The sequence below is a fragment of the Lacticaseibacillus baoqingensis genome, assembly GCF_003946165.1.
Lineage (GTDB): Bacteria > Bacillota > Bacilli > Lactobacillales > Lactobacillaceae > Lacticaseibacillus > Lacticaseibacillus baoqingensis.
The window spans coordinates 41,798-66,431 of sequence record NZ_RHOI01000005.1 but is presented as its reverse complement, the minus strand read 5'-3'; the positions used below and the strand labels follow the sequence as shown (position 1 = coordinate 66,431).

Sequence of the window (24,634 nt, the reverse complement as noted above, 5' to 3'; positions counted from 1 at the left end):
AGCGGCTTATGGAGGACAGGTAGAGGACTGTGGTATAATCCATCTGTGTGTCTAAGCAGGCACGAGATGATGACTTGTTGAGAGGGTTTGATTATGAGACAAAAGACTGAGTGGAACGGGTTAAGACGCCTGTTGACCATCGTTGGGGACGTCGCACTCTATAACTTTAGTGTTCTCCTTGGATTTTATGTGCGGTTTGGCAGTGTGTTACCGGATCGCAACTTTTATACTTATGAAAAATCGGCGATCTATATTTCCGTTTTATTCTTACTGATCAATTTCTTGCTAGGCGTGTATATTTTTTACAACCGCCGCGTGAGTGATATCATTTTCAATACGATATTAGGACAGTTCTTAACGACGCTTGGGTTGATGATGATCACCTTCTTTGGCCGCCTGTTCGCTTTTCCGCGTTCAGTGCTGGGATTATCGTTCGTCATCAGCATTGTGATCTTAGGCATCTGGCGAGTTTTCATCTATTACATGTACATTCGCTTTACCAGCGACCGGCGCGTCGCGGTGTTGTCATATGAAAATGAGCTGCCGGCAATTATTGAAAACTTCGATTCCGCCAAGAATAACAAGCACAAAGTCACGATCGTGATCACGGACCACTTTAAAGAAAATGCGCAAAAAGTATTGCCGGATGTGGATATTTTTTACTTGACCAAGAGCTTACATGATAATGATCGGCGTGAGATCATCGACATGTTGATCAAAGAAAATAAAGAAGTCTTGTTGCCATCGACCTTTGATAACTTATTGATGCTTGGCCCGAACTTAATGAACTTTGAAGATGAAAGTGTGATGGGCCTTAGTGCTTTTCGCATTTCACCGGAAAATGCGTTTTTGAAGCGCGTTTTTGATGTGATCGTATCATTATTGATGTTGATCGTGGCGTCGCCATTTATGCTTATTTCGGCGCTTTTAGTCAAGTTGACGTCGCCGGGCCCGGTGATTTATAAGCAAACGCGGATCACCTTGAATCAGCGGGAATTCAGTATTTATAAATTCCGCACGATGGCAGCCAATGCTGAAGCCAAATCTGGACCAATGCTGGCGACCAGCAACGATTCGCGGATCACGCCGGTCGGTAAGTATTTACGCAAGTTCCGGCTGGATGAATTACCCCAGATCTTTAATGTGCTGCGTGGTGATATGTCGATCGTGGGCCCGCGTCCGGAACGGCCGTTTTTCGTCGATCAATTTAATGCGGAAGAACCGCATTATTATTTGCGGCATAATGTCCGCGCCGGGATCACCGGCTATGCGCAAGTATACGGGAAGTATGCGTCTGATTATCGCAGCAAGTTGAAGTTTGATCTTTTGTACATCAAATGCTATAGCTTGTTTCTTGATGCGAAGATCTTATTGCAAACGATCAAGATCTTGTTTGATAAGATGTCGTCTGCCGGCGTCGATGAAGATGAAGAACCAAGTTATAAGAAACTCCATGAAATTGTTTCAGAAAACGATATCAAGCATCTCGATTAAAATTAAGGCGACGCTTTGCGCCGCGATCATTTCGGAGGAATTATGAAACTTGTAATGAGCCTTAAGGCATTTGCCAACGCATTCAAGAAAAATTGGGTCTTAGTGGTGGCCTTGACTGTCATCGGGTTGGTCGGCGGGTATGCTGCGGCGAAGTACTTAGTAACGCCGCAATACGAATCAACGACGGCGATCGTGGTGAACCCAGAAGAAAAGTCTGACAAAGAAACTTTAGCCTCAGCATTGAACCAAAACCAAGCAGATACGCAGATGCTCAGCACCTACAAGGACTTGTTCACCCAGCAATCGATTTTAGATTCTGTGATCACGTCACTGCAAAAACAAGGTAAGCTCAAGGGCTCGATCGGCAATTTGGCCAATGACATCACGGTTGAAAATAACGGGGGATCGCGGGTGTTTACGATCACAGTCAAAACGCCGAATCCGCAATTGTCCGCTGATGTAGCCAATGAACTTGTGGCGGCATTCAAAAATCGGGTCAAAACGATCGTTTCTAATTCCAAGCCGATCACAGTGGCTTCAAAAGCAACGCCGGATATGACCCCGAAGAGTCGGGTCAAAACGTTTGCCTTAGCTGGCGCTGTATTAGGATTAGTCATTGGTTTTTATATTGTCAGTGCCAAAGAGTTGTTTGATCCGCGGATCGCAACGCTTGGCTACTTTAAGCAACAAGATGTCCCAGTAATGGGGGATATCACAAACTTCAAGGCAATTAAGTAGGTGAAGGGATAAATCATGGCAAACACAACAAACGATTTGCTAGCGGTTGCGCCAGCATCACAAAACCAGTTTCGCGCATTGCGCAACGAGCTATTCTTAAAGCGGCAACAAAGCCCGATCAAAACGATTCTGGTGACCAGTCCGATCGATGGTCAAGGCAAGTCCACTGTTAGCGCGAACTTGGCACAAACTTTTGCCCAAAATGGGGATCGCACCTTATTGATCGACGCTAATTATCGCCACAGTGACGTGTCTGCAGCGTTAGGCGATAAAACGCAAGGGTTAGCGGAATTGTTGGCGGCCAATGCGGCGCCTGAGCAATACATTCAACCGACAGCAATTGCTAATCTTAGCTTGTTAGCTGCTGGTGCAGTACCAGAAGATCCCTCTGCGTTGTTCGTGAATCCTGCGTTTGCACAACTCCTTGAGTCGCTGCAACAAGTATTTGCGGTGGTGATCATCGATGGCGACACCTTCTTACAGCATGCTGATATGCAAGTGTTGGCAACCTTGTGTGATTTCACCTTGTTAGTAGTGGGCCATAAGCAGGTCAAAAAAACCGCTTTTGCGGATACGCTGCAAGCATTGAAGACAGACGAAGTGACCCGTTATGGTGTGGTGTATAATCAAGCGCCAAGCAAACGTTCAGACTACGATTATTAAAGCAGCCAAAGGAGAATTAGTGTGACCGTAATCAAAGATCTATCGCAAGCAACACCAGCGCAAATGCAGGCGTTGCAGGCCAAAGAACTTGAGATCCTAAAATATCTCAAGCAGGTCTGCGATGCCAATGGGCTATCATTTTTCTTGGCTGGTGGCAGCTGTATCGGTGCCTTGCGCCATCACGGCTTTATTCCTTGGGATGACGATGTTGATGTGTTCATGATGCGTGAAGATTATGAGCGCTTGGCACGCGATTGGTCAAAACTTTCACCCAATCCGCAGTATGAGTTGTGTCGTTCTGATGCGACCCATAATTATCGGCACGCGGCAATGACGTTAAACGACAGCGAAACCACGTTTATCAACTTTCGTACGGCAGATCAAGATGTGAACCAAGGTATCGGGATCGATATTCTCCCCATGGATCGCTTAGCCACCTCGGCGTTTGCGCGCTTTAAACAGCGTGCCAATGCAGTGATCTTTTCGATTTACATCAACCAACGGCTGCCGGATCATCAAGGCAAGCTGTTGCGTATGTTGACAGGATTGCCACTGGCATTGGTCAAATCCCCAAAGCGGCGCTATCAATTATGGCATCATGCAGAAGCACGGATGATCAAGCCGTCGCTCAAAGCATCCCCGGCGGCAGTCGAGCTGGTGACGGGGTTAAAGGCCATCATGCGGCCTTTGGACGCCGCTTGGTTTGAACAAACCCAGCTGGTGCCTTTTGAAGACACCCAAATGCCAGTTCCGATTGGGTATGATCAATACTTGACCTTGATTTTCGGGGATTATATGAGTTTTCCGCCGAAGTCAGATCAAAAAGCCAAACATCATACAGCGATTATCGATACCGAGCGCTCATATCGTGAGTATAAAGGGCAATATTATCTCGTGGAGGATTAGACATGGATTATGCGGTTATTTTTGCCGGTGGTGTAGGCCGGCGGATGAACAACGGTGCGCTGCCAAAACAATTTTTAGAAGTGCATGGCAAGCCGATCATCATTTACACGCTGGAAAAGTTTGAACATGATGACAATATTGACGGCATCGTGGTGATCTGTGTGGCTGGCTGGGAAGACTACTTGCAAGAAAAGCTGGATCGCTTTGGGATCAAGAAGGTCAAAAAGATCATGACCGGAGGGGCCGAAGCCATTGATTCTCAATTCATTGGGGTCCAATACGTGTATGCCAACTTACCTCATGATGCCCAAACGGCGGTCTTGCTCCATGATGGGGTGCGGCCTTTGATCGATACGGCAACGATCGATGCGAATATTCAGACTGTTCACGAAAAAGGGACCGCGATCACCGTGGTACCGGCAATTGAAACCATCGGGGTCGGCGTAACTGCCGGCAAACTGGATCGATTCGTCGACCGCTCGCAATGTGTTTTGGCTCGGGCACCGCAAAGCTATCGCTTAGAAAGCTTATACCAAACCTTCAAACGCTCCCAAGATGAAGGCCGCCATGATTTCATCGATTCAGCGTCGATGATGCAACATTATGGCGTGGAATTATATACCGTCACTGGAAGCACCGATAATATCAAGGTGACCACGCCGACTGATTTTTATATTTTCCGAGCGATTTTAGACGCGCGTGAGAATTCTCAGATCTTTGGAGGACAGGCATGAGTACCGTGATCGATCCAGTTTTAAGTGGCGCACTCGATGATTTAGTGCAAACCCAAAAAGCACACTTAACAGCTTATAAAGGCAAGCGGGTCTTGATCACTGGCGCGACTGGTTTAGTTGCGCGGATCTTGACCCTGTTGTTTTTACGGGCTAATGATCGCTTGCACCTCGGGTTACAAGTGGTGGCGATCGCCCGGAATCCGCAAAAAGTCACTAGGCTTTATGGGGCGTTGGCCAAGCGGCCTGATATCACATTTGTTTATCAAGATATCAAACAACCTTATGATCAGATCACTGAGCCAGTGGACTTTATTTTTCACGCTGCAGCCGTCACGAGTTCTAAACAACTGATCGCCCAACCAGTCGAAGCGTTTTCGGCGCAAGTTTTGGGCATGATGAACATTTTGAACCGGGCCCGCCAAGACCATGCCAAGGTGGTTTATTTATCTAGCATGGAAATCTATGGGCAGCCGTTTGTTGAACGGCGGGCGACAGAAGCAGATGTCGGCTATGTCGATCCATTGGTGGTGCGTAACGGTTATCCTGAATCTAAGCGCAGTAATGAATTTTTAGCCAGTGCCTTTTATCATGAATTCGGGGTCGATGTCGTCAATGCACGGCTGGCACAAACCTTTGGCCCTGGGGTCGCCGCGGATGATTCGCGGGTCTTTGCCCAATTTGCGCGGAGTGCCTTGAAGCATGAAGCCTTGGTCTTACATACTGATGGCACTTCTATGGGGAATTATTGTTATCTGCCGGATACGATTGCAGCGTTATTGACTTTGAGCATCAAAGGAGCAGCTGGCGAGGCATATAACGTCGTGAATGAAGCCGCGACAGTTTCGATCAAGCAGTTGGCAGAATTAGTCGCGACTAATTTTGGCAATGGTCAAGTCGTGATCGATATTCCTGAGCAAGATATGGGCTATGCCCCGCAAGTGCAATTGCGTTTGAGCGGCAAGAAGCTGGCTGCACTAGGCTGGCAGCCGACTGCAGGGTTGCTGGAGATGTTTGCACAAACCATTAAAAGTTGGGAGGCAATGAAGTGATGGCAGAGACTTTACCCTTGGTGACAGTGCTGCTGTCCACTTATAACGGCGCCCAATATTTAGCGGCGCAAGTGGACAGTATCTTGGCCCAACAAGGCGTGCAGGTGCAGCTGCGCATTCGTGATGATGGGTCAGCTGATGAAACCGCGCAATTATTGCACGCGTATGCCCAGCACGAGAATGTGACAGTCGCTTATGGCCAAAATGAAGGCTGGAAGGCGAGTTTTACTGATTTGATGCACGCTGCACCGGTGATCCCAGACAGCTTTTATGCCTTTGCCGATCAAGATGATGTGTGGCATCCCGATAAGCTGGCCGCGGCCGTCGCCAAATTGGCCGACCAGACGACACCGATGGTTTATCATGGGAATGTGGCAATCATGGATGGTGACATGCAGTTTTTAGGCAACCGGTTTGCGGCTGATTTTGATCCCAATCAACATTTTCCCGAAAGTTTCTTAGACGGCTGGGGCGTAGGGGCCACAATGGTCTTTAATGCGACGATGTTGCGCTTGATTCAAAAATATCACCCGACGCAAGCGACTAATCACGACGCGTTGGTGATGGCGTTGGGCAACTTACTAGGGACAGTCGTTTACGATCCAAAAGCACATATCTCGTATCGGCGCCATGCAGGCACCGCGACTGGTTTTGGCCAAAATGCCAGTGCGATCAAACCGACATTGATGGATCGTTATCGGCGGTATTCAAAAGGGCCTAAGCATCAATTTTCGGTTCGCGCAGCCGCCTTGTTAGCCGGCTGGCAATCACAATTGGCGCCTGAACAAATCCAGGTCTTAACGGCAGTTGCGAGTTATCGGCAACACTTCGGCGCTAAGTTGCGGTTGTTGTTTGATCCGCGTTTTCGCGCTAGTGGGGCGCGCAAAACCCTGCAGGTGAAATATCGGGTACTCATGAACACTTTGTAAGCCGCTGATGGCTTACGATTTTGTGGAGGATTTAGATGATAGCTTTAATCGTACTGGTCATACTGCTGTTCATGGGCACGTTTACTCGGCATAATACGGTGGCGAATCTTGTTGCTTTTGGCGGTTTGGCGTACTTAGTCGGCGCGGCTGGGCCTAAAACGACTGACTATGCGACATATGAATCATATTATCAATCTGTCGGGATCGGCACCCCCTATTTTGAACGCGGCTACACGGCACTTGAGCAGCTGTTCTCAAATTGGGGCTGTGATTATGCAACGTTTCGATTAGCCTTGGCCGTCATTGCCACATTCTTTTTATATATTGGCGTGCGGCGTTTTACAGACAACATGATCTTTTTTGCCATCGCGTACTACCTTTCAGTGCTATTTTTGGATGTTATTCAGATTCGCAACTATGTCGCGATCAGCTTGATCATTTTTGCCATTTCGTTTTTGAAAGAAAAAACCTGGTGGGGCGTCGGGATCGCCATTGTCGGTTGTCTGCTGGCCGCTCAGTTTCATTCGATCGGCTATGTCTTCTTACCGGTGGTGTGCTTGCGCTTGCTGCCTAAGCGCTGGTTAAAACCCGCCTTGATCGTCTTGATGGTGCTCGTGTTGTTTGTAATGATGCTTACTGTGGTGGTCGGAGCCAATTATGTTTCTGCGGTGCTGGGAAAGATCGCTGGCATCGTGACGTCGCGGGCGAACTTGGCGGCGCGGATCACGTCGATGTACACGGATCGCACCAGCTTGTTTCGGATCGTCGGTCTGACTTTTACCGCATTTTCTGGGGCGCTTTTTGCCTTCTTTATTGACTACATTGCCAAATTTTCGAAGCAAGATCATGAGACCTTCAATACGCTGTTGTGCGGCTTTATGATGTCGTTTTACGCGCTGCCGGCGGATTTTTTGGCCTATGATTATTCCCGGATCCAACGTAACGGTTTCTTGTTTTTGATCATCTTGGCGGCGTTTTATTTTGAAAAGCAGCCACAAGCGCGCTTCAAGCTGAAGTTGCATGTCGGGGCGTTTTTTGCCTTGGTTACCGTGACGTATTTCTTCTTTACCTGTTATCTCTGGCGCGTTACAGATATGATCCCATATCTGTTGCTGCGCTGATCAATTAGGAGTGTTTATGGTCAATCAAAATGTCGTGATCTGCATGTCGACGTATAACGGGGAGCAGTTTTTACCGCAACAACTCGACTCGCTGATCGCCCAAGATTACCCTCACTGGCAGCTGCTGGTGCATGATGATGGCTCTGGTGATCACACTCAGCAGATTTTAGCTGAGTATAGTCAACGAGACCAGCGTATCCAAGTCCGCGCTGATACACCCCATTTAGGTGTCGTCAAAGCCTTCTTGTCCTTGTTGGCTGAACAAGATGCAGACTATTATTTTTTCAGCGATCAAGATGACGTTTGGGCACCCAATAAGCTCAGTCAGATGATCGCTGTTGCCAAAGACTTTGAGCCGACGTTACCGGGATTGTGGCACTGCGGTTTTGTCCAAATCGACGCTGATGGGGTCGAGCTGCCAGAACAAAATTGGCATTTGTACAAAGACGCCAGCTTTAAAGGCTATTTGTTGAACAACAACGTGATCGGCTGTACGACGATGTTCAATCGCCAAGCTCGGGATCTCGTAGTCGCTAAGTGGGCGCAAATGGATGTTTCGGCGTTATTCATGCATGACTGGCTGATCGCCTTGATCGCCAGCGGCTTAGGCCAAGTCTTGACAGTGGACCAGCCGTTGGTGGGGTATCGACAGCATGCCAACAACGTCGTCGGTGCGCAAGGCCAGCATCGCTGGCGCAAATTGCTCGATCGCCTCACGTTAAAAAAGAAGCTCAAGATCTGGCAGATCTGTCGTCAAGATCAGCAATTTATGGCGTTATATGGGCAGCAGCTCACCCCAGCAAACCAAGAGCTCGGCCAATTTATGGCAGACTTGTTGCATCGATGGCGGCCGCTCAAGCAAGTGCGTTTTGCTAAGCAACATCACTTGACGATGCATGCAAAGGCGCGCGATGTCCAGTTTAGGCTATTTTTGTGGCTGCCGTTAGCGTTACGCCAGCGCCTTTTTTAGGGGGATCACATGCAAAAACAGACATTTGGTATCGTGGTCGTGGCCTATCAGCCAGATCGGGCTGCTTTTTTGACCAAGCTTCAAGCATGGGCACAAGTTTGTGACCACATTGTCGTGGCCAATAACGGGGATGCGTTGACCATTGATTTGCCGCAAGTGAGGGTTTTGGCGCTTGGCGGCAATCAAGGGATCGCAGCCGCGCATAATGCCGGGATTGCGGCACTTGCGGCTGCAGGGGTGGCGCAGGCGTTTTTGATGGATCAAGATTCCAGTGCCGACGGAGATTTTTTTACGGCGATGTGGGCGCAATGGCAGACACTGCAGCCCCAAGTGCCTCACTTAGGCATGTTGAGTCCCTTGATCCGCGATGTGCACTTGCAAAAGCGTTTGCCGCTGTTTCAAATCAAAGACCACGCGATCACAACGGTGCATCCGCAACCTGCAAGCGCAGGTTATTTGACAGAGACCTTGCCGATCGCTTCGGGATGTTTAGTCGCGCTGCAGGCTTTTGAAGCTGTTAAGGGTGAAAAGGCCGATTGGTTCATCGATTGGGTGGATTTTGAATTTGCCTTGGCCTTGCGGCAGTGTGGTTGGGCAGTGATCACGACCACTGCGGTGGAAATGGCACACCAGATCGGTCGCACTGAACCGCGACATTTTCTCGGCAAGACGATTTATCCCTCGAATGCCCCGGTGTTTCGCGACTATTATTATGTGCGCAATGGGCTTAAGTTAGCGCGTGCCTATGGTCAAGAAATCACTGGATTGAAGCGGTTTGTCTATAAAAAAATTGCCAACCGCTTCTTGTTTGCTTTTTATGAAGATCAGCCGTTCAAACGGCTTGGACGGCTGATCAGCGGGGTGTTTTCAAGTAAATAATACGGCTAAAAACGGCTCTGCACCACGCATCTTAAAGGGCGTGGTGCAGAGCCGTTTCGGCTGTGAAATTTTAATTTTGAGGCAGTTGATAGGGTTTGGTGACGTTGGTGACCATTAATTTCGCGACGTTCAACCAGGGATGCGGTTGAGAAATGTGGGCTTTGATCATCAATGCTGCCTGCCAGCGCTGCCAGCAATGAGCGGCGTGATAATAAGCCAAGTAATCTGCCATTACCGCCGTTTCATGCGCGGTGCGCAAGCGGAGGTGTTGCCGATGCAAAAATTCGTTGAGCAACACGTTGTTAAAGATCTTTTGGCCAGGAAAAGCAAAGGCACTTTGCCAATGTTCACGCCAAGTTTTATGGTGGCCGGCTGCGCCGACAACATTGTGGGCATGCTGGCGATAGCGCACGAGTGGATCAGCGATCCCAATCAGCTGTCCGCAAGCGGCAATGGTCAAGGCAAAAAATGAATCGTGCATGTTGCTGGCATTGATCTCGGCAATCGAAATCAATGCCAAGAGTTCTTTAGCACGAGCATTAAACGCAAATGCGGCCCCAGTGATCCGATAGTTGAAGGAGAGAAATTCATAATCGATCGTTAACTGTTGCCAGTGCGCGACTTGGCTCATTTTTTGGCCAGTGACTTGGGCGTTTTGATCAGCGACCCAAAGATCTGAATATAAGCCGATCGGCAACGCTTGCGTCGTTTGCGCGTAATATTCAAGAAATACTTGGACCTTGTTTGGTTCCCAAACATCGTCTTGGTCCGCCAAAAAATATAATGCGGCATCATTAGGGGCGTGTTTGACCAACTGTAAAAAAGAAGCGCGCACGCCGGCATTACCCAAATCGTCAGTCAGCAAAAAGACGGTGTCGGGGTGGTCATTTGTTAATTGTTGGATAATTTTGAGGGTGTTATCGCTTGAGCCGTCATCTCTGATGTATATTTGGACAGTGAAGGCGGTGCCTCGTCCTGTTTGTGTCAAAATGCTATGGACTTGTTCGGCTAAGTAATGTTCGCCGTTATAGGTGGAAAGCAAGACGCAGATCTTAAGGGCGGTTGAGCTTGTCATAATGGCTTCCTTTTACATATAAAAGTGACCGCATTGGTCCTCAAATAGCCTAACACAAACTGAATCTGGGTGCACGCTAAGGCGTGCTTTGGTATCATGTAATGCGGTGATATTGCGCCGATTGAAGATAGTTGTGGAGAAGAACATGAAAGTCATCAAAAATTTTTTGTGGAATGCGGGTTATCAAGTCTTTGTCTTGATCGTTCCGTTGATCACAGTGCCATATGTCAACCGCGTGCTTGGCCCGACTGGGGTCGGCATCAACGCGTTTACCAACTCAGTCGTTCAATATTTTATTTTACTGGGTAGTTTAGGGATCAACTTATATGGTAATCGTGAAACCGCGTACCGGCGAGATCGACCGGAACAGCTTGCCAAACTATTTTGGGAGATTGCACTGATCCGGTTCATCTGTATTGGGCTTTCGGTATTGATCTATTTGGCGTTTGTTTTTTCAGTCGATCGCTATCGGGTGTTTTACCTCGCCCAAGGATTGATGTTAGTCGCCGCAGCTTTTGATATCTCTTGGTTTTTTCAAGGCTTAGAAAATTTCAGAGTGACAGTGCTGCGCAATATCTTTGTGCGGTTGGCTTCATTGGTGATGGTGTTTACGTTTGTGAAAACCGCCAATGATACCGGACTTTATATTGTGATCATTGCCGGGTCTCAGCTAGCGGGCAACTTGACTTTTTGGCCATCGATCAGGCGTTATGTGCACGGGTTGCCCAAGCTTTCGGAGCTGCATTTAGTCCGTCATCTTCGACCGTCATTGTTGCTATTGGTGCCGCAGTTGGCGACGCAGATCTATCTGCAGTTGAATAAGACGATGCTGGGGATGTTGCAAGGCGTGACTGCCTCCGGATTTTATGATAACTCCGACAAGATCATCAAAATGTTGTTAGCCATCGTGACCGCGACAGGCACCGTCTTATTGCCGCATGTCGCGCATAGTTTCGCTAATGGGGACAAAGCTGCAGTGCATCGCTCACTAGAGACTTCCATGCATGTGGTCTTAGTGATGGCATTTCCGTTAGCATTAGGGATCTCATCGGTTTCAGATACGTTTACGTATTATTTTTTCAGTGCTAAGTTTATGCCAGTGGCGCAACTGATGGCAGTCGAGTCGATCGTCGTGATCCCGATCGCAATTGCCAGTGCCGTTGGGGTGCAGTATTTGTTGCCAACCAATCAGATGCGCCCGTACACCACCTCTGTGGTATTAGGATCAATCGCCAATATCATCTTGAACGTGCCGTTGATCCTTTTGTGGGGAACCATGGGTGCGGTGATCGCGACGATCTTATCAGAATCGATCGTGACGGGGTATCAAGTGTATTATGTGCGCCGCCAGATCAAGTTAAGGCGGTTGTTTTCTGAAGCGTGGAAGTATTTAGCCGCCAGTGTCATCATGTATGCGGTGATCCGTGTCCTTGATCATGTGCTTGGCCAACGCATTGTGGCGCTGGTGATCGAAGTGCTGGTGGGGATGGGCGTTTACGTCGTGGCGTTGTTGTTATTGCGGCCACGGGTGATCTTGGGTTATGTGCAAGAGTTCATGCATAAGCGGCACGCGTAATTGGCAAAACAAGGTCCCTGTTTTACTGCGAATGTGATAATCTATTAGATGTATGTGCCCGGTGACAATGCATCGTCAAAAGGCATTGCACCTTAGGTAAAGAGGAGGATTTTTCGTTATGAAGGGTATTATCCTAGCTGGTGGTTCTGGTACGCGTTTGTATCCGATCACACGCGCGATCTCGAAGCAATTGATCCCGATCTATGACAAGCCGATGATCTATTATCCGCTGTCCACGTTGATGTTAGCAGGGATCAAAGACATCATGTTGATCTCGACGCCAAAGGATCTGCCAAGGTTCGAAGAATTATTTGGCGATGGTCATGACTTGGGGCTGAATCTGACTTACAAGGTCCAAGAACATCCTAACGGTTTGGCAGAAGCCTTTTTGTTGGCTGAAGATTTTATCGGTCAAGATTCTGTTTGCTTGATTCTAGGCGACAACATCTTTTATGGCGGCGGTTTATCCAAGATGCTCCAGCGCGCAGCTGCCAAGCCTAAAGGCGCAACGGTCTTTGGTTATCATGTCAATGATCCAGAACGCTTTGGCGTGGTGGATTTTGATGAGCATATGCACGCCAAGTCGATCATCGAAAAACCAGCCCATCCTGCCAGCAATTACGCGGTGACCGGGCTTTATTTCTACGATAACAATGTCGTGGAAATTGCCAAGAATATTAAGCCGTCTGCGCGTGGCGAACTTGAGATCACGGATGTCAATCAGGAATATCTGCGCCGCGATCAGCTCGATGTCGAGTTGCTTGGCCGCGGGTTTGCATGGTTGGATACCGGGACGCATGAATCGTTGCAAACCGCATCTGCATTCATCGCTTCGATCCAACACCGGCAAAACCTGCAGATCTCTTGTCTAGAAGAAATCGCCTATCGGATGGGATATATCGATATCGCCCAAGTCGAAAAATTAGCGCAGCCCTTGAAGAAAACCGAATATGGTCAGTATTTGTTGCAATTAGTCAAACAGGAGGCTAAATAGTGGTCAAGATCATTCCCACCAAGTTACAAGATGTGAAGTTAGTTGAAACCGATGTTTTCGGCGATAACCGTGGCTTTTTCACCGAGACTTATACTCGTGAAAAGTTCATTGAAGCTGGGATCACCAACGATTTCAACCAAGACAACCAATCGCTTTCGGCAGAAGCAGGCGTCTTGCGCGGGATGCATTATCAATATGGTGATGCCGCACAAACCAAGCTGGTCCGCGTGGTTACTGGTGTGGTTGAAGATGTCTTAGTCGATATTCGCAAAGGCTCACCGACTTATGGCCAGTGGGAAGGGTATTTGTTGAGCGAATTCAATCATCGTCAGCTGTTAGTGCCAAAGGGTTTTGCGCATGGGTTTATCACCTTAACGCCGAACGTGAACTTCTGCTACAAAGTTGAAGGTTATTACGCGCCTGATGCTGATCGCGGGATCGCGTTTGATGATCCTGATATTGGGATCCAGTGGCCCATGTCTGTCGACCATTTGATCATGTCTGAAAAAGACAAGCATCATCCGCAACTGAAAGATGCGGATAACAACTTCGTTTATGGGGAGATCTAACATGAAACTTATGGTAACCGGAGGGGCCGGCTTTATCGGCTCTAACTTCGTCCATTATGTCTATGAAAACCATCCTGATGTCCAAATCGTCGTTTTGGACAAACTGACTTATGCCGGGAATAAGGCCAACATTGAAAGTATTCTTGGCGACCGGGTCAAGCTGGTAGTTGGGGATATCTGCGATGCGCCGTTAGTCGATCGCCTGATGGCTGATGTTGACGCATGCGTTCACTATGCCGCAGAAAGTCACAATGACAATGCGTTGATCGACCCAAGTCCGTTCTTACATTCCAATGTTGTGGGGACCTACACGTTGTTGGAAGCGGCACGCAAGTATGACGTGCGGTTCCACCATGTTTCGACGGATGAAGTTTATGGCGATCTGCCATTGCGTGAAGACTTGCCGGGACATGGCGAAGGCGTCGGTGAGAAGTTCACTACCGAAAGCCGCTATAACCCATCCAGCCCATATTCTTCCACGAAGGCCGCCAGCGATATGCTGGTTCATGGCTGGACGCGTTCTTTTGGGGTGCGGGCGACGATTTCTAATTGCTCGAACAATTATGGCCCGTATCAACATATCGAAAAATTTATCCCACGGCAGATCACCAACATCTTATCGGGGATCCGGCCAAAGTTATATGGTACCGGCAAAAACGTGCGCGACTGGATCCATACCACGGATCATTCCGCCGCAGTTTGGACCATTTTGACCAAGGGCAAGATCGGTGAAACCTACTTGATCGGTGCTGACGGTGAACAAGACAATAAGACCGTCTTAGAAATGATCCTGCGCTTGATGGGCAAAGACCCTCAAGATTACGATCACGTTAAAGATCGTCCTGGCCATGACCTGCGTTATGCGATCGATGCCACTAAGCTCCGCACAGAACTGGGCTGGGCCCCGCAATACACCGATTTTGAAACCGGCTTGAAGCATACGATCGATTGGTATACGGCCAATCAAGACTGGTGGCAAGCTGAAAAAGCAGCTGTCGAAGCCAAGTACGCCAAGAGCGGGCAGTAAGCGACTTAATGATGCGATCAATTGGCGAAGTTAGGCAGTTGCGCCATTAAGGTGGCAATTACTGGAATCATGACGCACAAAGGCGTGCGACTTTTGTCGCACGCCTTTGTGTCAAACGGAGGGAAACATGAAGATCTTAATCACAGGCGCCAATGGGCAGCTTGGGACTGAATTGCGGCATTTACTCGACAGCCGCGGGGTGAGTTATCGGGCCACAGATGCCAAAGAACTCGATATTACCGATGAAGCGGCGGTGGCCGCATATCTGAAGGACTATCAACCAGACGTGGTGTATCATTGCGCCGCTTATACTGCCGTTGATAAGGCTGAAGATGAAGGCAAGGCCATCAACCAGCTGGTTAATGTTGACGGTACGCGTCATTTGGCCAAGGCAGCAGCAGCCGTGGATGCGACTTTGATTTATATCAGCACGGATTATGTGTTTGATGGTGATACTAAAGAAATCTATACTGTCGATGACCAACCAGCGCCGCGCAACGAATACGGCCGGACTAAATACGAAGGCGAACTGGCTGTCCAAAAATATGCCAAGAAATACTACATCATTCGGACGAGTTGGGTCTTCGGTGAGTTCGGACATAATTTTGTCTATACTATGTTGAACTTAGCCAAGACTCATGATACCTTGACTGTGGTCAATGATCAATATGGACGCCCATCATGGACGAAGACGTTGGCAGAATTCATGACGTTTGCAGTGGATCAGCAGTTAGCTTACGGGATCTATCATTTATCAAACGATAACAGCTGCAATTGGTTTGAGTTTGCCACTGAGATCCTTAAAGACACAGATACCAAAGTCTTGCCTGTCACCAGTGCGGAATATCCGCAAAAAGCTTGGCGGCCGCGCCATTCGTTGTTAGACCTCAGTAAAACCAAGGCCACGGGGTTTGAATTGCCCACATGGCAAACCGCATTGCATGACTTTATGGCTCAAATCGAAACCAAGTAGTGATCAAAAAAACACCTTTTGCGACTGCGGCCGCAAAAGGTGTTTTTGATTTGGGGGAAATGCGGTGCCAGAAAACAATTAAATCGGCACTGGTACTTCGACAAATAGGCGCTCGCCCAGCTTGAAGGTGAGCTGGCCGCTTAACAAATCAGTCAACGCCGCTTGCAGCGGTGCAACCTGAGTTTCGTTGACATTGAGGTGAAGCGTGACATCAACGGCGTAATCTATATGCTGTACCGGTTGGTGTTGCGCTTGCAGATAATTTTGTACGGCGCCAAGTTGGGCATAAGTGATTTGAATGGTGACCGCTTTTTGCCATTGGCGTGCGACGATACCAACACTGTGGACCGCTTCTTGAACGCTGTTGCTATAGGCACGGATCAAGCCGCCGGCACCCAGCTTGGTGCCGCCAAAGTAGCGGGTCGTGATCGCCAAGACATCATGTAAGCCCATTTGCTGTAAGGTTTGCAACATTGGGACGCCAGCTGTGCCAGAAGGTTCGCCATCATCATTGGCGCGCTGGATGTGATCATCGTCACCCAGCAAATAGGCAGGGACATTGTGGTTGGCTTTGTAGTGGGTCTTGCGTACGGCTTGGATGATATTTTGGGCATCGGCTTCTGTGTGGATGCGGGCGATGCGGGTGATGAAGCGCGATTTTTTGATGATCAGTTCATGTTCACCATCGGCTGCAATTGTGTGATACGTCATGGAGGGGCTCCTTTGTGGTATTCAGGAATGCAATTATTGGATTCAGAAGTAGATTTTGATACTAGTGTAGCACAGGCGGTGCCGGGATTGGCCGCTGGCCGCTGTCAGCGCTGCGGCCAAAAAGGCTTAGTGGAACTGCCCAGCGGAGATGACTATTGTCCGCATTGCATCAATCTCGGGCGAGTGTCTAGCCAAACGACCCTTTATCGCTTTGCGGCACCACCGTTGCCGCCAGTTGAACAACCGTTGACATGGCAAGGAGAACTGACGCCGGCACAAGCAAGGATCGCAGCGGAATTAGTGGCTGCGGTGCAAACCAAAACAGAGCACTTGTTATGGGCAGTAACCGGAGCTGGCAAGACCGAGATCTTGTTTCCGGCAATCGCCAGTGTGTTGACTGCCGGCGGCCGCGTCGGCGTCGCCACCCCGCGGTTGGATGTGGTCCGCGAATTGGCTCCGCGCTTGCAGGCAGCTTTTGCCCATACTGCCATGGCGGTGCGGTATGGCGGTGTTTCTTGGCCGCAAACGACGGTAGCGTTGACCGTCATGACGACCCATCAGCTGTTAAGGTATTATCAGGCGTTTGATCTGTTGGTCATTGATGAAAATGATGCTTTTCCATTTGTTCATGACCCGGCACTTTGGCATGCCGTCAGCGCGGCCAGCCGCGGGGCAAAATTATGGTTAAGCGCAACGCCGCCGAAGCGATTGCAACAAGCGGCTAAGCACGGGAAAATCGGCTTGAGTATTTTGCCGCGGCGTTTCCATGGTCAGCCGCTGCCAGTGCCTCAGGTGCAGATCCGCAAAGGACAGTTGCCGCATAAAATTCCATCGAAGTGGGTCAAAGCGCTCCAACAGATCATGACGACACGCCAATGCTTGCTGTTTGTCCCAGACATTGCTTGGTTGGCGCCTATTGTCCAGCAACTCAAAGTCGCAGTGACCCCAGCGGTTAGCAGTGTGCATGCAGCTGATCCAAACCGCGTAGAAAAAGTCAGTGCCTTTCGCCAAGGACAGTTGCGCTTATTAGTGACAACAACGATCTTGGAGCGCGGCGTGACGATCCCGCGGTGTGCGGTGGTCGTGTTAGGGGCTGATTCGCAGCGGTTTGATGCGGCTGCCTTGATCCAAATGGCCGGGCGCGCCGGTCGGGCAGCCGACAGTCCTGATGATCCCGTATGGTTTTATGCCCGCCATGATACTTTAGCGCTGCATCAAGCGGTGCATACGATCAGGCAATTGAATGCGAGGAAAAGCCAGTGAAGTGTGTGTGGTGCCAGCAACCGATCCAAATGAATTGGACATTATCGCAGTTATTTGGGCGCCGGCCGTTACAGGTACCACAGTTGTGTGCGGCGTGTTTGCGCACGTTTGCGCCGATTGATGCGGCAACGGCATGCCCAGGATGTGGCCGGCAAGCATCACCAAAATTGTGTTTTGATTGTCAACGCTGGCAGCAACAAGGACCGCTGCTGCATCACCAAGGGGTGTTCGCGTATAATGCGGCCATGAAAGCCTTCATCCAGCGCTACAAAGGCTTGGGGGATTGGCGCTTGCATCGGGCATTTCAAGCGCAATTGATCCCATCAAAACGCGGGGTCTTCGTGCCTTTGACCAGTGAGCCAAAGCATTTTGCCTCAAGGGGATTTGACCCGGTATTAGGCTTATTTGCGCATTTGCCGTTACGGTTATGGCTGCAAAAAGCGGATACGCCGACCCCTCAGGCAAAAAAAGATCGCACCGGCCGGTTGGCGACACCGCAAAGTTTCACCGTACGTGCAGGGGTGGTGTTTGGCCAGGCGAAACGGGTGATCTTAGTCGATGATCTCTACACGACTGGTAGGACTTTTTATCATGCGGCCGCGGCTTTGCAGGCGGCAGGATTTCAAGGTGAGATCACGAGCTTTTCGTTAATTAGGTGAATTATTCACAGTTAAGGGTTTGTGTCTAATGCATCAGTTCGGTATAATGGGTTTAGAGGGATGGAAGGGTTTTATATCCTGCCGACCCGCGTGTTTCCTGAATTTTAGGAGCACGGATGAAAGGGGAGAAGTGTCATGCTAACATACAACGTTCGTGGCGAAAACATCGAGGTCACCGATGCCATTCGGTCTTATGTCGAAAAGCGCATCAGCAAACTGAACAAGTTCTTTGATAACTCGGTTCAAGCGATCGCGCATGTGAATCTGAAAGTTTACCCCGACAAGACGGCCAAGGTTGAAGTAACGATCCCGTTGTCTTATCTGACACTGCGGGCTGAAGAAACCAGTCCGGATCTGTATGCCAGCATCGATCTGGTGACCGACAAGCTGGAACGGCAGGTGCGCAAGTACAAGACCAAGATCAACCGCAAGTCCCGTGAAAAGGGCTTAGAACCGATCCAAGTTGCCGCACCTGATGCCGTGGATGACACGGAAGAAGATTCTTTACAAGTTGTACGGACCAAGCGGGTTTCCTTGAAGCCGATGGATTCTCAAGAAGCCATCTTGCAAATGGACATGCTGGGTCACAACTTCTTCATCTTCGAGGATGCTGAAACCTCCGGGACCAGCATTGTGTACAAGCGTCGCGATGGCCGTTATGGCTTGATCGAAACCGACGAATAATTCAAATTCGAAAGGCTGGCCCAAGCGCCAGCCTTTTTTTGATCGACAAATCGATGACGACTGTGCTCAGAGAATCTCCGGAGATTTAGGGCCACCAGTTTTCAAGCGGCACAATCAATGCTAGAATATATAAGATATTGTCCGGTCGTGGCGCTTTTTTCTATTAGCTGCGACCTGCTGGAGTAGGCTCTCAAGGGCCTCGCGTCATTGGGTACCGAAGTGATCAGCACTTGATCACACAGTTTATGACAAGAAGGGAAATTAATTAATGGCAAATCCACTAAAAAAATGGGTCGAAAACGATAAACGTGAAGTTAAGCGTTTAGGCAAGATCGCCGATGAAGTCATTGCATATGAAGATGAATATGCAGCGTTGAGCGACGAGGAATTACAAGCCAAAACACCAGCGCTCAAAAAGCGTTTGGAAAACGGTGAAACTTTAGATGATATTTTACCTGAAGCCTTTGCGGTTGCCCGTGAAGGCGCCAAGCGGGTCTTAGGCTTATTCCCGTTTCGGGTGCAGATCATTGGCGGGATCACTTTGCATGAAGGGAATATCGCCGAGATGAAGACTGGTGAAGGGAAAACCTTGACTGCCACCATGCCGGTATATTTGAATGCGTTAGCCGGAGAAGGCGTGCATGTTGTCACCGTCAACGAATACCTGAGTGCGCGTGATGCAACTGAAATGGGTGAACTCTATAATTGGCTTGGCCTTTCAGTTGGGCTGAACACCCATGACAAGTCCAGTGATGAAAAGCGTGAAGCCTACAATGCCGACATCACTTATTCGACTAACTCGGAACTTGGGTTTGATTACCTGCGGGATAACATGGTCGTTTACAAGCAACAGATGGTTCAACGCCCGTTGAATTATGCCATTGTCGATGAAGTGGATTCGATTTTGATCGATGAAGCGCGGACACCGTTGATCATTTCTGGCGGTGCTGAAAAGTCCAATGGCTTGTACATCCGAGCGGATCGTTTTGTGAAGACGTTGAAAGAAGACGACGATTATAAAATCGATTGGCCGACCAAGACGATCAGCTTAACAGAACAAGGGATTCGCAAAGCGGAAAAAGCTTTCGGGTTAAAGAACCTTTATGATACTGAAAACACCGCGCTGACGCACCACATGGACCAAGCGTTGCGGGCGAATTACATCATGCTCAAAGATATCGACTATATGGTCAAAGATGGTGAGGTCTTGATCGTTGATTCGTTTACTGGGCGGGCCATGGAAGGCCGGCGTTTTTCAGACGGGTTGCATCAAGCGATCGAAGCCAAAGAAGGCGTTGAGATCCAAGATGAAAACCAAACCATGGCGACGATCACTTATCAGAACTTCTTTCGGATGTATAACAAGCTGTCGGGGATGACTGGGACGGCGAAAACAGAAGAAGAAGAGTTCCGCGAAATCTACAACATGAACGTCATTTCTATCCCGACGAACCGCCCGATCGCCCGGGTCGATGCGCCAGATATTTTATATCCAACATTGGAGTCCAAATTCAAAGCCGTTACCGCTGATATTAAAGCGCGCCACGCCAAAGGCCAACCGATCCTAGTTGGGACTGTTGCGATCGAATCATCTGAGCGCTTGTCCAAGATGCTCGATGAAGAAGGCATTCCGCATTCAGTGTTAAACGCCAAAAACCATGCGCGCGAAGCTGAAATCGTGATGAACGCCGGTCAACGCGGAGCAGTTACTATTGCGACCAACATGGCTGGGCGGGGGACTGATATCAAACTGGGCCCTGGCGTTAAAGAAGTTGGCGGCTTAGCCGTGATCGGGACCGAGCGGCACGAGTCGCGGCGGATCGACAACCAGTTGCGTGGCCGTTCTGGCCGGCAAGGGGATCCCGGCTCAACTCAGTTCTACTTGTCTTTGGAAGATGATTTGATGAAACGGTTCGGTTCAGATCGAATCAAGGCAATGCTTGATCGCTTTAAGCTGGAAGATGATGAACAAGTTATCCGCAGCCGCATGATCTCACGTTCCGTTGAATCCGCCCAAAAACGGGTCGAAGGGAACAACTACGATACGCGTAAAAACACCTTGCAATATGATGATGTGATGCGTGAGCAACGTGAAGTCATTTACAAGCAGCGTCAACAGGTGATTAACGAAGAAGATTCGCTCAAGCCGGTCTTGATGTCGATGATCGATCGCTGCATTACCCGGATCGTCCAGTTGCACACCCAAGGCGATAAGAGCCAATGGCAGCTGGATAAGATCTATGATTACGTCACCAGCAATATGGTCAGCCCGGACACATTGAAGTTAGCAGATCTGGCTACACGCAACCCCACACAAGAAGGGTTGATCAAGCGGATCGAAGAACTGGCTGAAGCCAATTATGAACAAAAACTCAAGCAGCTGGGCGATCGCGCACAGATGCTGGAATTTGAAAAAGTGGTGATCCTGCGAGTCGTTGATTCGCTTTGGACCGATCATATCGATGTGCTCGATCAACTGCGGCAATCTGTTGGCCTGCGCGGCTATGGGCAGATGAACCCGTTGGTCGAATATCAAGAAGAAGCTTATCGGATGTTTGAAGAAATGATCGCGCACATGGATGAAGATGTGACCCGTCTGTTCATGAAGGCTGAAATCCGGCAAAATATTCGCCGCTAGTACCGATCAGCGGTGATCAGGCGCAACCAATCGGTAGAAGACCGGGCTTAGGCTCGGCTTTTTGCTTGTTTAACGAAAATGAAGGAGGCTGTCATGGAAGCAGCAGAAGCGCGCAACACATTGGCGCAATTAAGGACCAAAATAAATCAATTTAGGGGGTCTCTTTGACCTCGATGCCTTGAATGAACGTATCGCTGAAAACGAAGGCCGCATGGCAGAGCCTGGGTTTTGGGATGATCAAGCGGCCGCCCAAAAGGTGATCAATGCGAACAATGTCTTGAAGCACAAGCATGATCAATTTTATGCTTTAAGCGATCAGTTAGATGACTTGCAAGTTTCATTTGAACTGTTACAAGATGAGCCGGATGCGGAAATGCAAGCAGATTTTGAACAGCAGATCGTTGCTTTGCAAACGCAAATGAACAATTATGAAATGGCGCTGTTGTTAAATGGCAAATATGACGCCAACAATGCCATCTTAGAAATCCATCCTGGTGCTGGCGGCACTGAATCACAAGACTGGGGCAGCATGTTGTTGCGCATGTATCAGCGTTGGGCCGATCAAAACGGGTTCAGTGTGGCAGTTGCCGATTATTTAGCTGGGGATGAAGCTGGCATCAAATCCGTCACGTTGTTGATCAACGGAGAAAATGCGTATGGCATGTTGCGCAGCGAAAAAGGCGTGCATCGGCTAGTGCGGATCTCACCATTTGATTCAGCCGGACGCCGGCATACCAGTTTTGCTTCGGTCGATGTGATGCCTGAGTTAGACAACAGTATCGATATCGATATTCGACCAGATGACATCAAAATGGAAGTCTTTCGTTCGAGCGGGGCTGGCGGCCAGCACATCAATAAAACCAGTTCAGCGGTGCGCTTGATCCACATTCCCACAGGCATCGTGGTTTCCAGCCAAGCCCAGCGGAGCCAATTTCAGAATAAAGATACAGCGATGGGCATGTTGAAGGCAAAACTGTATCAACGGGAACAAGAGAAAAAAGCCCAAGAAGCCGCCGCGATCCAAGGACAACAATTGGATGTCGCGTTTGGCTCGCAGATCCGTTCGTATGTTTTCCACCCCTATACGATGGTCAAAGATCATCGCAGCAATTACGAAACCGGCAATGGCCAAGCGGTGATGGATGGGGACTTGAATCCGTTTATTTATGCGTATTTGCAGTGGCAATTAGCGAGTGAAAATCCGGAGTAGCTAAGGTGATAGCGACAACCGCAATGTTACGCGGTCATTTTGTAATCTGTCTGCAATCGTTCTGTTGTATCCGGCTGTTATACTGGACGCAGTTTGAAAAAAGGAGACCATCGACATGATCCAGATGAAAAACGTGATGATGAAGTATGACAATGGCGTCATCGCGATGAAGGACTTGAATCTCACCGTTGAACCCGGTGAGTTTGTCTACGTGATCGGTCCCAGTGGGGCCGGCAAATCAACGTTTATCAAATTACTCTATCATGAACTGACCCCGACTGAAGGCAGCATCAAGATCAATAACTTTGATTTCAGCACCATGAAGCCCAAAGAGGTTCCATTTATGCGGCGGCAGATCGGGATCGTGTTCCAAGACTTTAAGCTGTTACCACGCTTGACCGTGTATGAAAATGTGGCTTATGCGATGCAAGTCATCGAAACGCCGGAAAAAGACATCCGTCCTCGGGTGTTAGAAGTGTTGAAAATGGTCGGTTTGGAGCAAAAGTTGCGGCGTTTTCCATCTGAATTATCGGGTGGCGAACAGCAGCGGGTGTCGATCGCGCGGGCGATCGTCAACAAGCCGCAAGTCGTGATCGCAGATGAGCCAACCGGGAACTTGGATCCTGAAACGGCTGAAGGGATCATGGACATTTTAGACCGGGTCAACAAAACAGGGACCACGGTCATTATGGCGACGCATAATCAGCAGATGGTCGATGAGCACACCCACCGCGTCTTAGAAATCGCGGGTGGGCGTGTGATCCGTGACGAAAAGGAAGGGAGTTATGGTCGTGAAGCCTAATGTATTGAAGCATCACCTCAAAGACTCCTGGAAGAGTCTCCGGCGTAATGGCTGGATGTCTGTCGCCGCGGTTTCTGCAGTGACGGTCACCTTATTGTTGGTAGGGATCTTCATGGCCTTGCTGCTCAACGTCAATCGGATCTCGTCACAAGTCGAAAACGACGTCCGGGTACGGGTCTATGTTGAGCGCGGCACGACCAAGAAGCAAGAAGCCAAGCTGCAAACAGAACTTAAGGCCCTCAAAAATGTCAAAAAGGTCAGCTATCGATCCGCTAAAACGGAACTTGATACGATCGTTGGCAGTTATGGGAGCCAGTGGAAGATGTTTTCAGGGGATAAGAACCCCTTGAATAACGTGTTCATGGTCGATACCAAAGATCCTAAGGCGACGATCAGCGTCGCCAAGCAAGCTGAAAAGCTGAAGCGTGTTGCCGAGGCGTCCTATGGCGGAAGTACTGCCAAGAAGCTGTTTAAGACGGTTGATACCATTCAGCGCTGGGGCGTTGGGTTTACGATCTTATTGCTGTTTGTGGCCGTATTCTTGATCTCAAACACCATCCGCATCACGATCTTGTCGCGTGCAGACGAAATTGGGGTGATGCGCTTAGTGGGGGCGACTAACGGCTATATCCGTTGGCCATTCTTGCTGGAAGGCGCATGGACTGGCTTGTTAGGGGCGTTGATCCCGATGTTGGTCGTTGATATTGGCTACTCGTTAGTTTATCGTAATGCCGGCTTGACCACAGCCGCTAACGGCTACTCACTGTACGCATCAGTACCGTTTTTGATCTGGTTAGACTTGGCTTTGGCGGCGATCGGCGTTGTGATCGGGGCCTTAGGGGCGGTCGTATCAATGCGGCGCTTCTTAAAAATTTAAAGAGCATCAAAGCGGCGCGCCAAAATGGTGCGTCGTTTTTTTACAAAGATTTTACGTCTAAAGGGCAAATGTATCCGCTGTCATTGTGCTAGC

24 protein-coding genes are annotated in these 24,634 nt (G+C 49.2%); 22 read left to right on the top strand and 2 right to left on the bottom strand.

Annotated elements, in window-relative coordinates; genetic code table 11:
- Nucleotides 1-93: 93 nt before the first annotated feature.
- The 10 genes from EKM91_RS03065 to EKM91_RS03020 are packed head-to-tail and all read left to right on the top strand — an operon-like array spanning nucleotide 94 to nucleotide 9,483.
- Nucleotides 94-1,494: a sugar transferase gene (locus tag EKM91_RS03065; RefSeq protein WP_125749616.1), complete on the top strand. Its 1,401-nt coding sequence runs from the start codon at nucleotides 94-96 to the stop codon at nucleotides 1,492-1,494.
- A gap of 42 nt (nucleotides 1,495-1,536) precedes the next feature.
- On the top strand, nucleotides 1,537-2,232 hold the full coding sequence (locus EKM91_RS03060; RefSeq protein ID WP_125749613.1) for a YveK family protein: 696 nt from the start codon (nucleotides 1,537-1,539) through the stop codon (nucleotides 2,230-2,232).
- Nucleotides 2,233-2,247: 15 nt separating this feature from the next.
- Entirely contained in the window at nucleotides 2,248-2,895 is a 648-nt protein-coding gene (locus tag EKM91_RS03055) for a CpsD/CapB family tyrosine-protein kinase (protein WP_125749610.1), read from the top strand.
- A gap of 21 nt (nucleotides 2,896-2,916) precedes the next feature.
- Nucleotides 2,917-3,801 carry a LicD family protein gene (locus EKM91_RS03050; protein WP_125749607.1) on the top strand — a complete coding sequence of 295 codons (885 nt, stop codon included), beginning with the start codon at nucleotides 2,917-2,919 and terminating at the stop codon, nucleotides 3,799-3,801.
- 2 nt (nucleotides 3,802-3,803) lie between these two features.
- The gene (locus tag EKM91_RS03045) at nucleotides 3,804-4,535 is read left to right on the top strand and encodes an IspD/TarI family cytidylyltransferase (protein WP_125749604.1); all 732 of its coding nucleotides are present in this window, start codon (nucleotides 3,804-3,806) and stop codon (nucleotides 4,533-4,535) included.
- Nucleotides 4,532-5,584, top strand: a complete 1,053-nt coding sequence (locus EKM91_RS03040; protein ID WP_125749600.1) for an NAD-dependent epimerase/dehydratase family protein — start codon at nucleotides 4,532-4,534, stop codon at nucleotides 5,582-5,584. Before EKM91_RS03045 ends, EKM91_RS03040 begins: the two co-directional genes overlap by 4 nt.
- A complete protein-coding gene (locus EKM91_RS03035) occupies nucleotides 5,584-6,513 on the top strand; it encodes a glycosyltransferase (protein WP_125749597.1) in 930 nt (309 codons plus the stop codon). Before EKM91_RS03040 ends, EKM91_RS03035 begins: the two co-directional genes overlap by 1 nt.
- 35 nt (nucleotides 6,514-6,548) lie before the next feature.
- On the top strand, nucleotides 6,549-7,634 hold the full coding sequence (locus EKM91_RS03030; protein WP_125749594.1) for an EpsG family protein: 1,086 nt from the start codon (nucleotides 6,549-6,551) through the stop codon (nucleotides 7,632-7,634).
- 16 nt (nucleotides 7,635-7,650) lie between these two features.
- Nucleotides 7,651-8,604: a glycosyltransferase family 2 protein gene (locus EKM91_RS03025; RefSeq protein ID WP_125749591.1), complete on the top strand. Its 954-nt coding sequence runs from the start codon at nucleotides 7,651-7,653 to the stop codon at nucleotides 8,602-8,604.
- A 9-nt stretch (nucleotides 8,605-8,613) separates the two neighbouring features.
- Nucleotides 8,614-9,483, top strand: coding sequence for a glycosyltransferase family protein (locus EKM91_RS03020; RefSeq protein ID WP_125749588.1), 870 nt, complete (start codon nucleotides 8,614-8,616; stop codon nucleotides 9,481-9,483).
- Between the two features lie 70 nt (nucleotides 9,484-9,553).
- Here the strand turns inward: EKM91_RS03020 and EKM91_RS03015 are convergent, their stop codons facing one another.
- Nucleotides 9,554-10,558 (bottom strand): glycosyltransferase, encoded by a 1,005-nt coding sequence (locus EKM91_RS03015; RefSeq protein ID WP_125749585.1) that lies wholly within the window; start codon nucleotides 10,556-10,558, stop codon nucleotides 9,554-9,556.
- Nucleotides 10,559-10,703: 145 nt separating this feature from the next.
- Between EKM91_RS03015 and EKM91_RS03010 the strand changes: the two genes are divergently transcribed.
- The 5 genes from EKM91_RS03010 (at nucleotide 10,704) to rfbD (ending at nucleotide 15,697) form a co-directional block, all read left to right on the top strand.
- Complete coding sequence (locus EKM91_RS03010) at nucleotides 10,704-12,134, top strand: flippase (RefSeq protein ID WP_125749582.1); 1,431 nt, start codon at nucleotides 10,704-10,706, stop codon at nucleotides 12,132-12,134.
- Between the two features lie 118 nt (nucleotides 12,135-12,252).
- On the top strand, nucleotides 12,253-13,128 hold the full coding sequence (gene rfbA / locus EKM91_RS03005; RefSeq protein ID WP_125749579.1) for a glucose-1-phosphate thymidylyltransferase RfbA: 876 nt from the start codon (nucleotides 12,253-12,255) through the stop codon (nucleotides 13,126-13,128).
- The gene (gene rfbC / locus EKM91_RS03000) at nucleotides 13,125-13,697 is read left to right on the top strand and encodes a dTDP-4-dehydrorhamnose 3,5-epimerase (protein WP_125749576.1); all 573 of its coding nucleotides are present in this window, start codon (nucleotides 13,125-13,127) and stop codon (nucleotides 13,695-13,697) included. Before rfbA ends, rfbC begins: the two co-directional genes overlap by 4 nt.
- Nucleotide 13,698: 1 nt before the next feature.
- The gene (gene rfbB, locus EKM91_RS02995; protein WP_125749573.1) at nucleotides 13,699-14,724 is read left to right on the top strand and encodes a dTDP-glucose 4,6-dehydratase; all 1,026 of its coding nucleotides are present in this window, start codon (nucleotides 13,699-13,701) and stop codon (nucleotides 14,722-14,724) included.
- A gap of 127 nt (nucleotides 14,725-14,851) precedes the next feature.
- The gene (gene rfbD, locus EKM91_RS02990) at nucleotides 14,852-15,697 is read left to right on the top strand and encodes a dTDP-4-dehydrorhamnose reductase (RefSeq protein ID WP_125749570.1); all 846 of its coding nucleotides are present in this window, start codon (nucleotides 14,852-14,854) and stop codon (nucleotides 15,695-15,697) included.
- 78 nt (nucleotides 15,698-15,775) lie between these two features.
- On the opposite strand, the gene EKM91_RS02985 is transcribed toward rfbD, so the two are convergent.
- Entirely contained in the window at nucleotides 15,776-16,408 is a 633-nt protein-coding gene (locus EKM91_RS02985; RefSeq protein ID WP_125749567.1) for a YigZ family protein, read from the bottom strand.
- 12 nt (nucleotides 16,409-16,420) lie between these two features.
- On the opposite strand from EKM91_RS02985, the gene EKM91_RS02980 reads away from it, so the two are divergent.
- The 7 genes from EKM91_RS02980 to ftsX all read left to right on the top strand — a co-directional run bounded on the left by EKM91_RS02980 (nucleotide 16,421) and on the right by ftsX (nucleotide 24,541).
- Entirely contained in the window at nucleotides 16,421-17,671 is a 1,251-nt protein-coding gene (locus EKM91_RS02980) for a helicase-related protein (protein WP_125749564.1), read from the top strand.
- Nucleotides 17,672-17,700: 29 nt separating this feature from the next.
- The gene (locus tag EKM91_RS02975; protein WP_225419439.1) at nucleotides 17,701-18,330 is read left to right on the top strand and encodes a ComF family protein; all 630 of its coding nucleotides are present in this window, start codon (nucleotides 17,701-17,703) and stop codon (nucleotides 18,328-18,330) included.
- A gap of 135 nt (nucleotides 18,331-18,465) precedes the next feature.
- On the top strand, nucleotides 18,466-19,014 hold the full coding sequence (gene hpf / locus EKM91_RS02970) for a ribosome hibernation-promoting factor, HPF/YfiA family (RefSeq protein WP_125749561.1): 549 nt from the start codon (nucleotides 18,466-18,468) through the stop codon (nucleotides 19,012-19,014).
- Between the two features lie 268 nt (nucleotides 19,015-19,282).
- A complete protein-coding gene (gene secA / locus EKM91_RS02965; protein WP_125749557.1) occupies nucleotides 19,283-21,652 on the top strand; it encodes a preprotein translocase subunit SecA in 2,370 nt (789 codons plus the stop codon).
- Nucleotides 21,653-21,745: 93 nt separating this feature from the next.
- Nucleotides 21,746-22,862 (top strand): peptide chain release factor 2 gene (prfB, locus tag EKM91_RS02960; RefSeq protein WP_125749554.1). Its coding sequence is split into 2 segments (ribosomal slippage): nucleotides 21,746-21,817 and nucleotides 21,819-22,862, totalling 1,116 coding nucleotides; the frame shifts between segments, so codons are not numbered across the junction.
- A gap of 115 nt (nucleotides 22,863-22,977) precedes the next feature.
- Nucleotides 22,978-23,664, top strand: a complete 687-nt coding sequence (gene ftsE, locus EKM91_RS02955; protein WP_125749551.1) for a cell division ATP-binding protein FtsE — start codon at nucleotides 22,978-22,980, stop codon at nucleotides 23,662-23,664.
- Nucleotides 23,648-24,541 carry a permease-like cell division protein FtsX gene (gene ftsX, locus EKM91_RS02950; RefSeq protein WP_125749548.1) on the top strand — a complete coding sequence of 298 codons (894 nt, stop codon included), beginning with the start codon at nucleotides 23,648-23,650 and terminating at the stop codon, nucleotides 24,539-24,541. Before ftsE ends, ftsX begins: the two co-directional genes overlap by 17 nt.
- The last annotated feature ends 93 nt before the right edge of the window (nucleotides 24,542-24,634 follow it).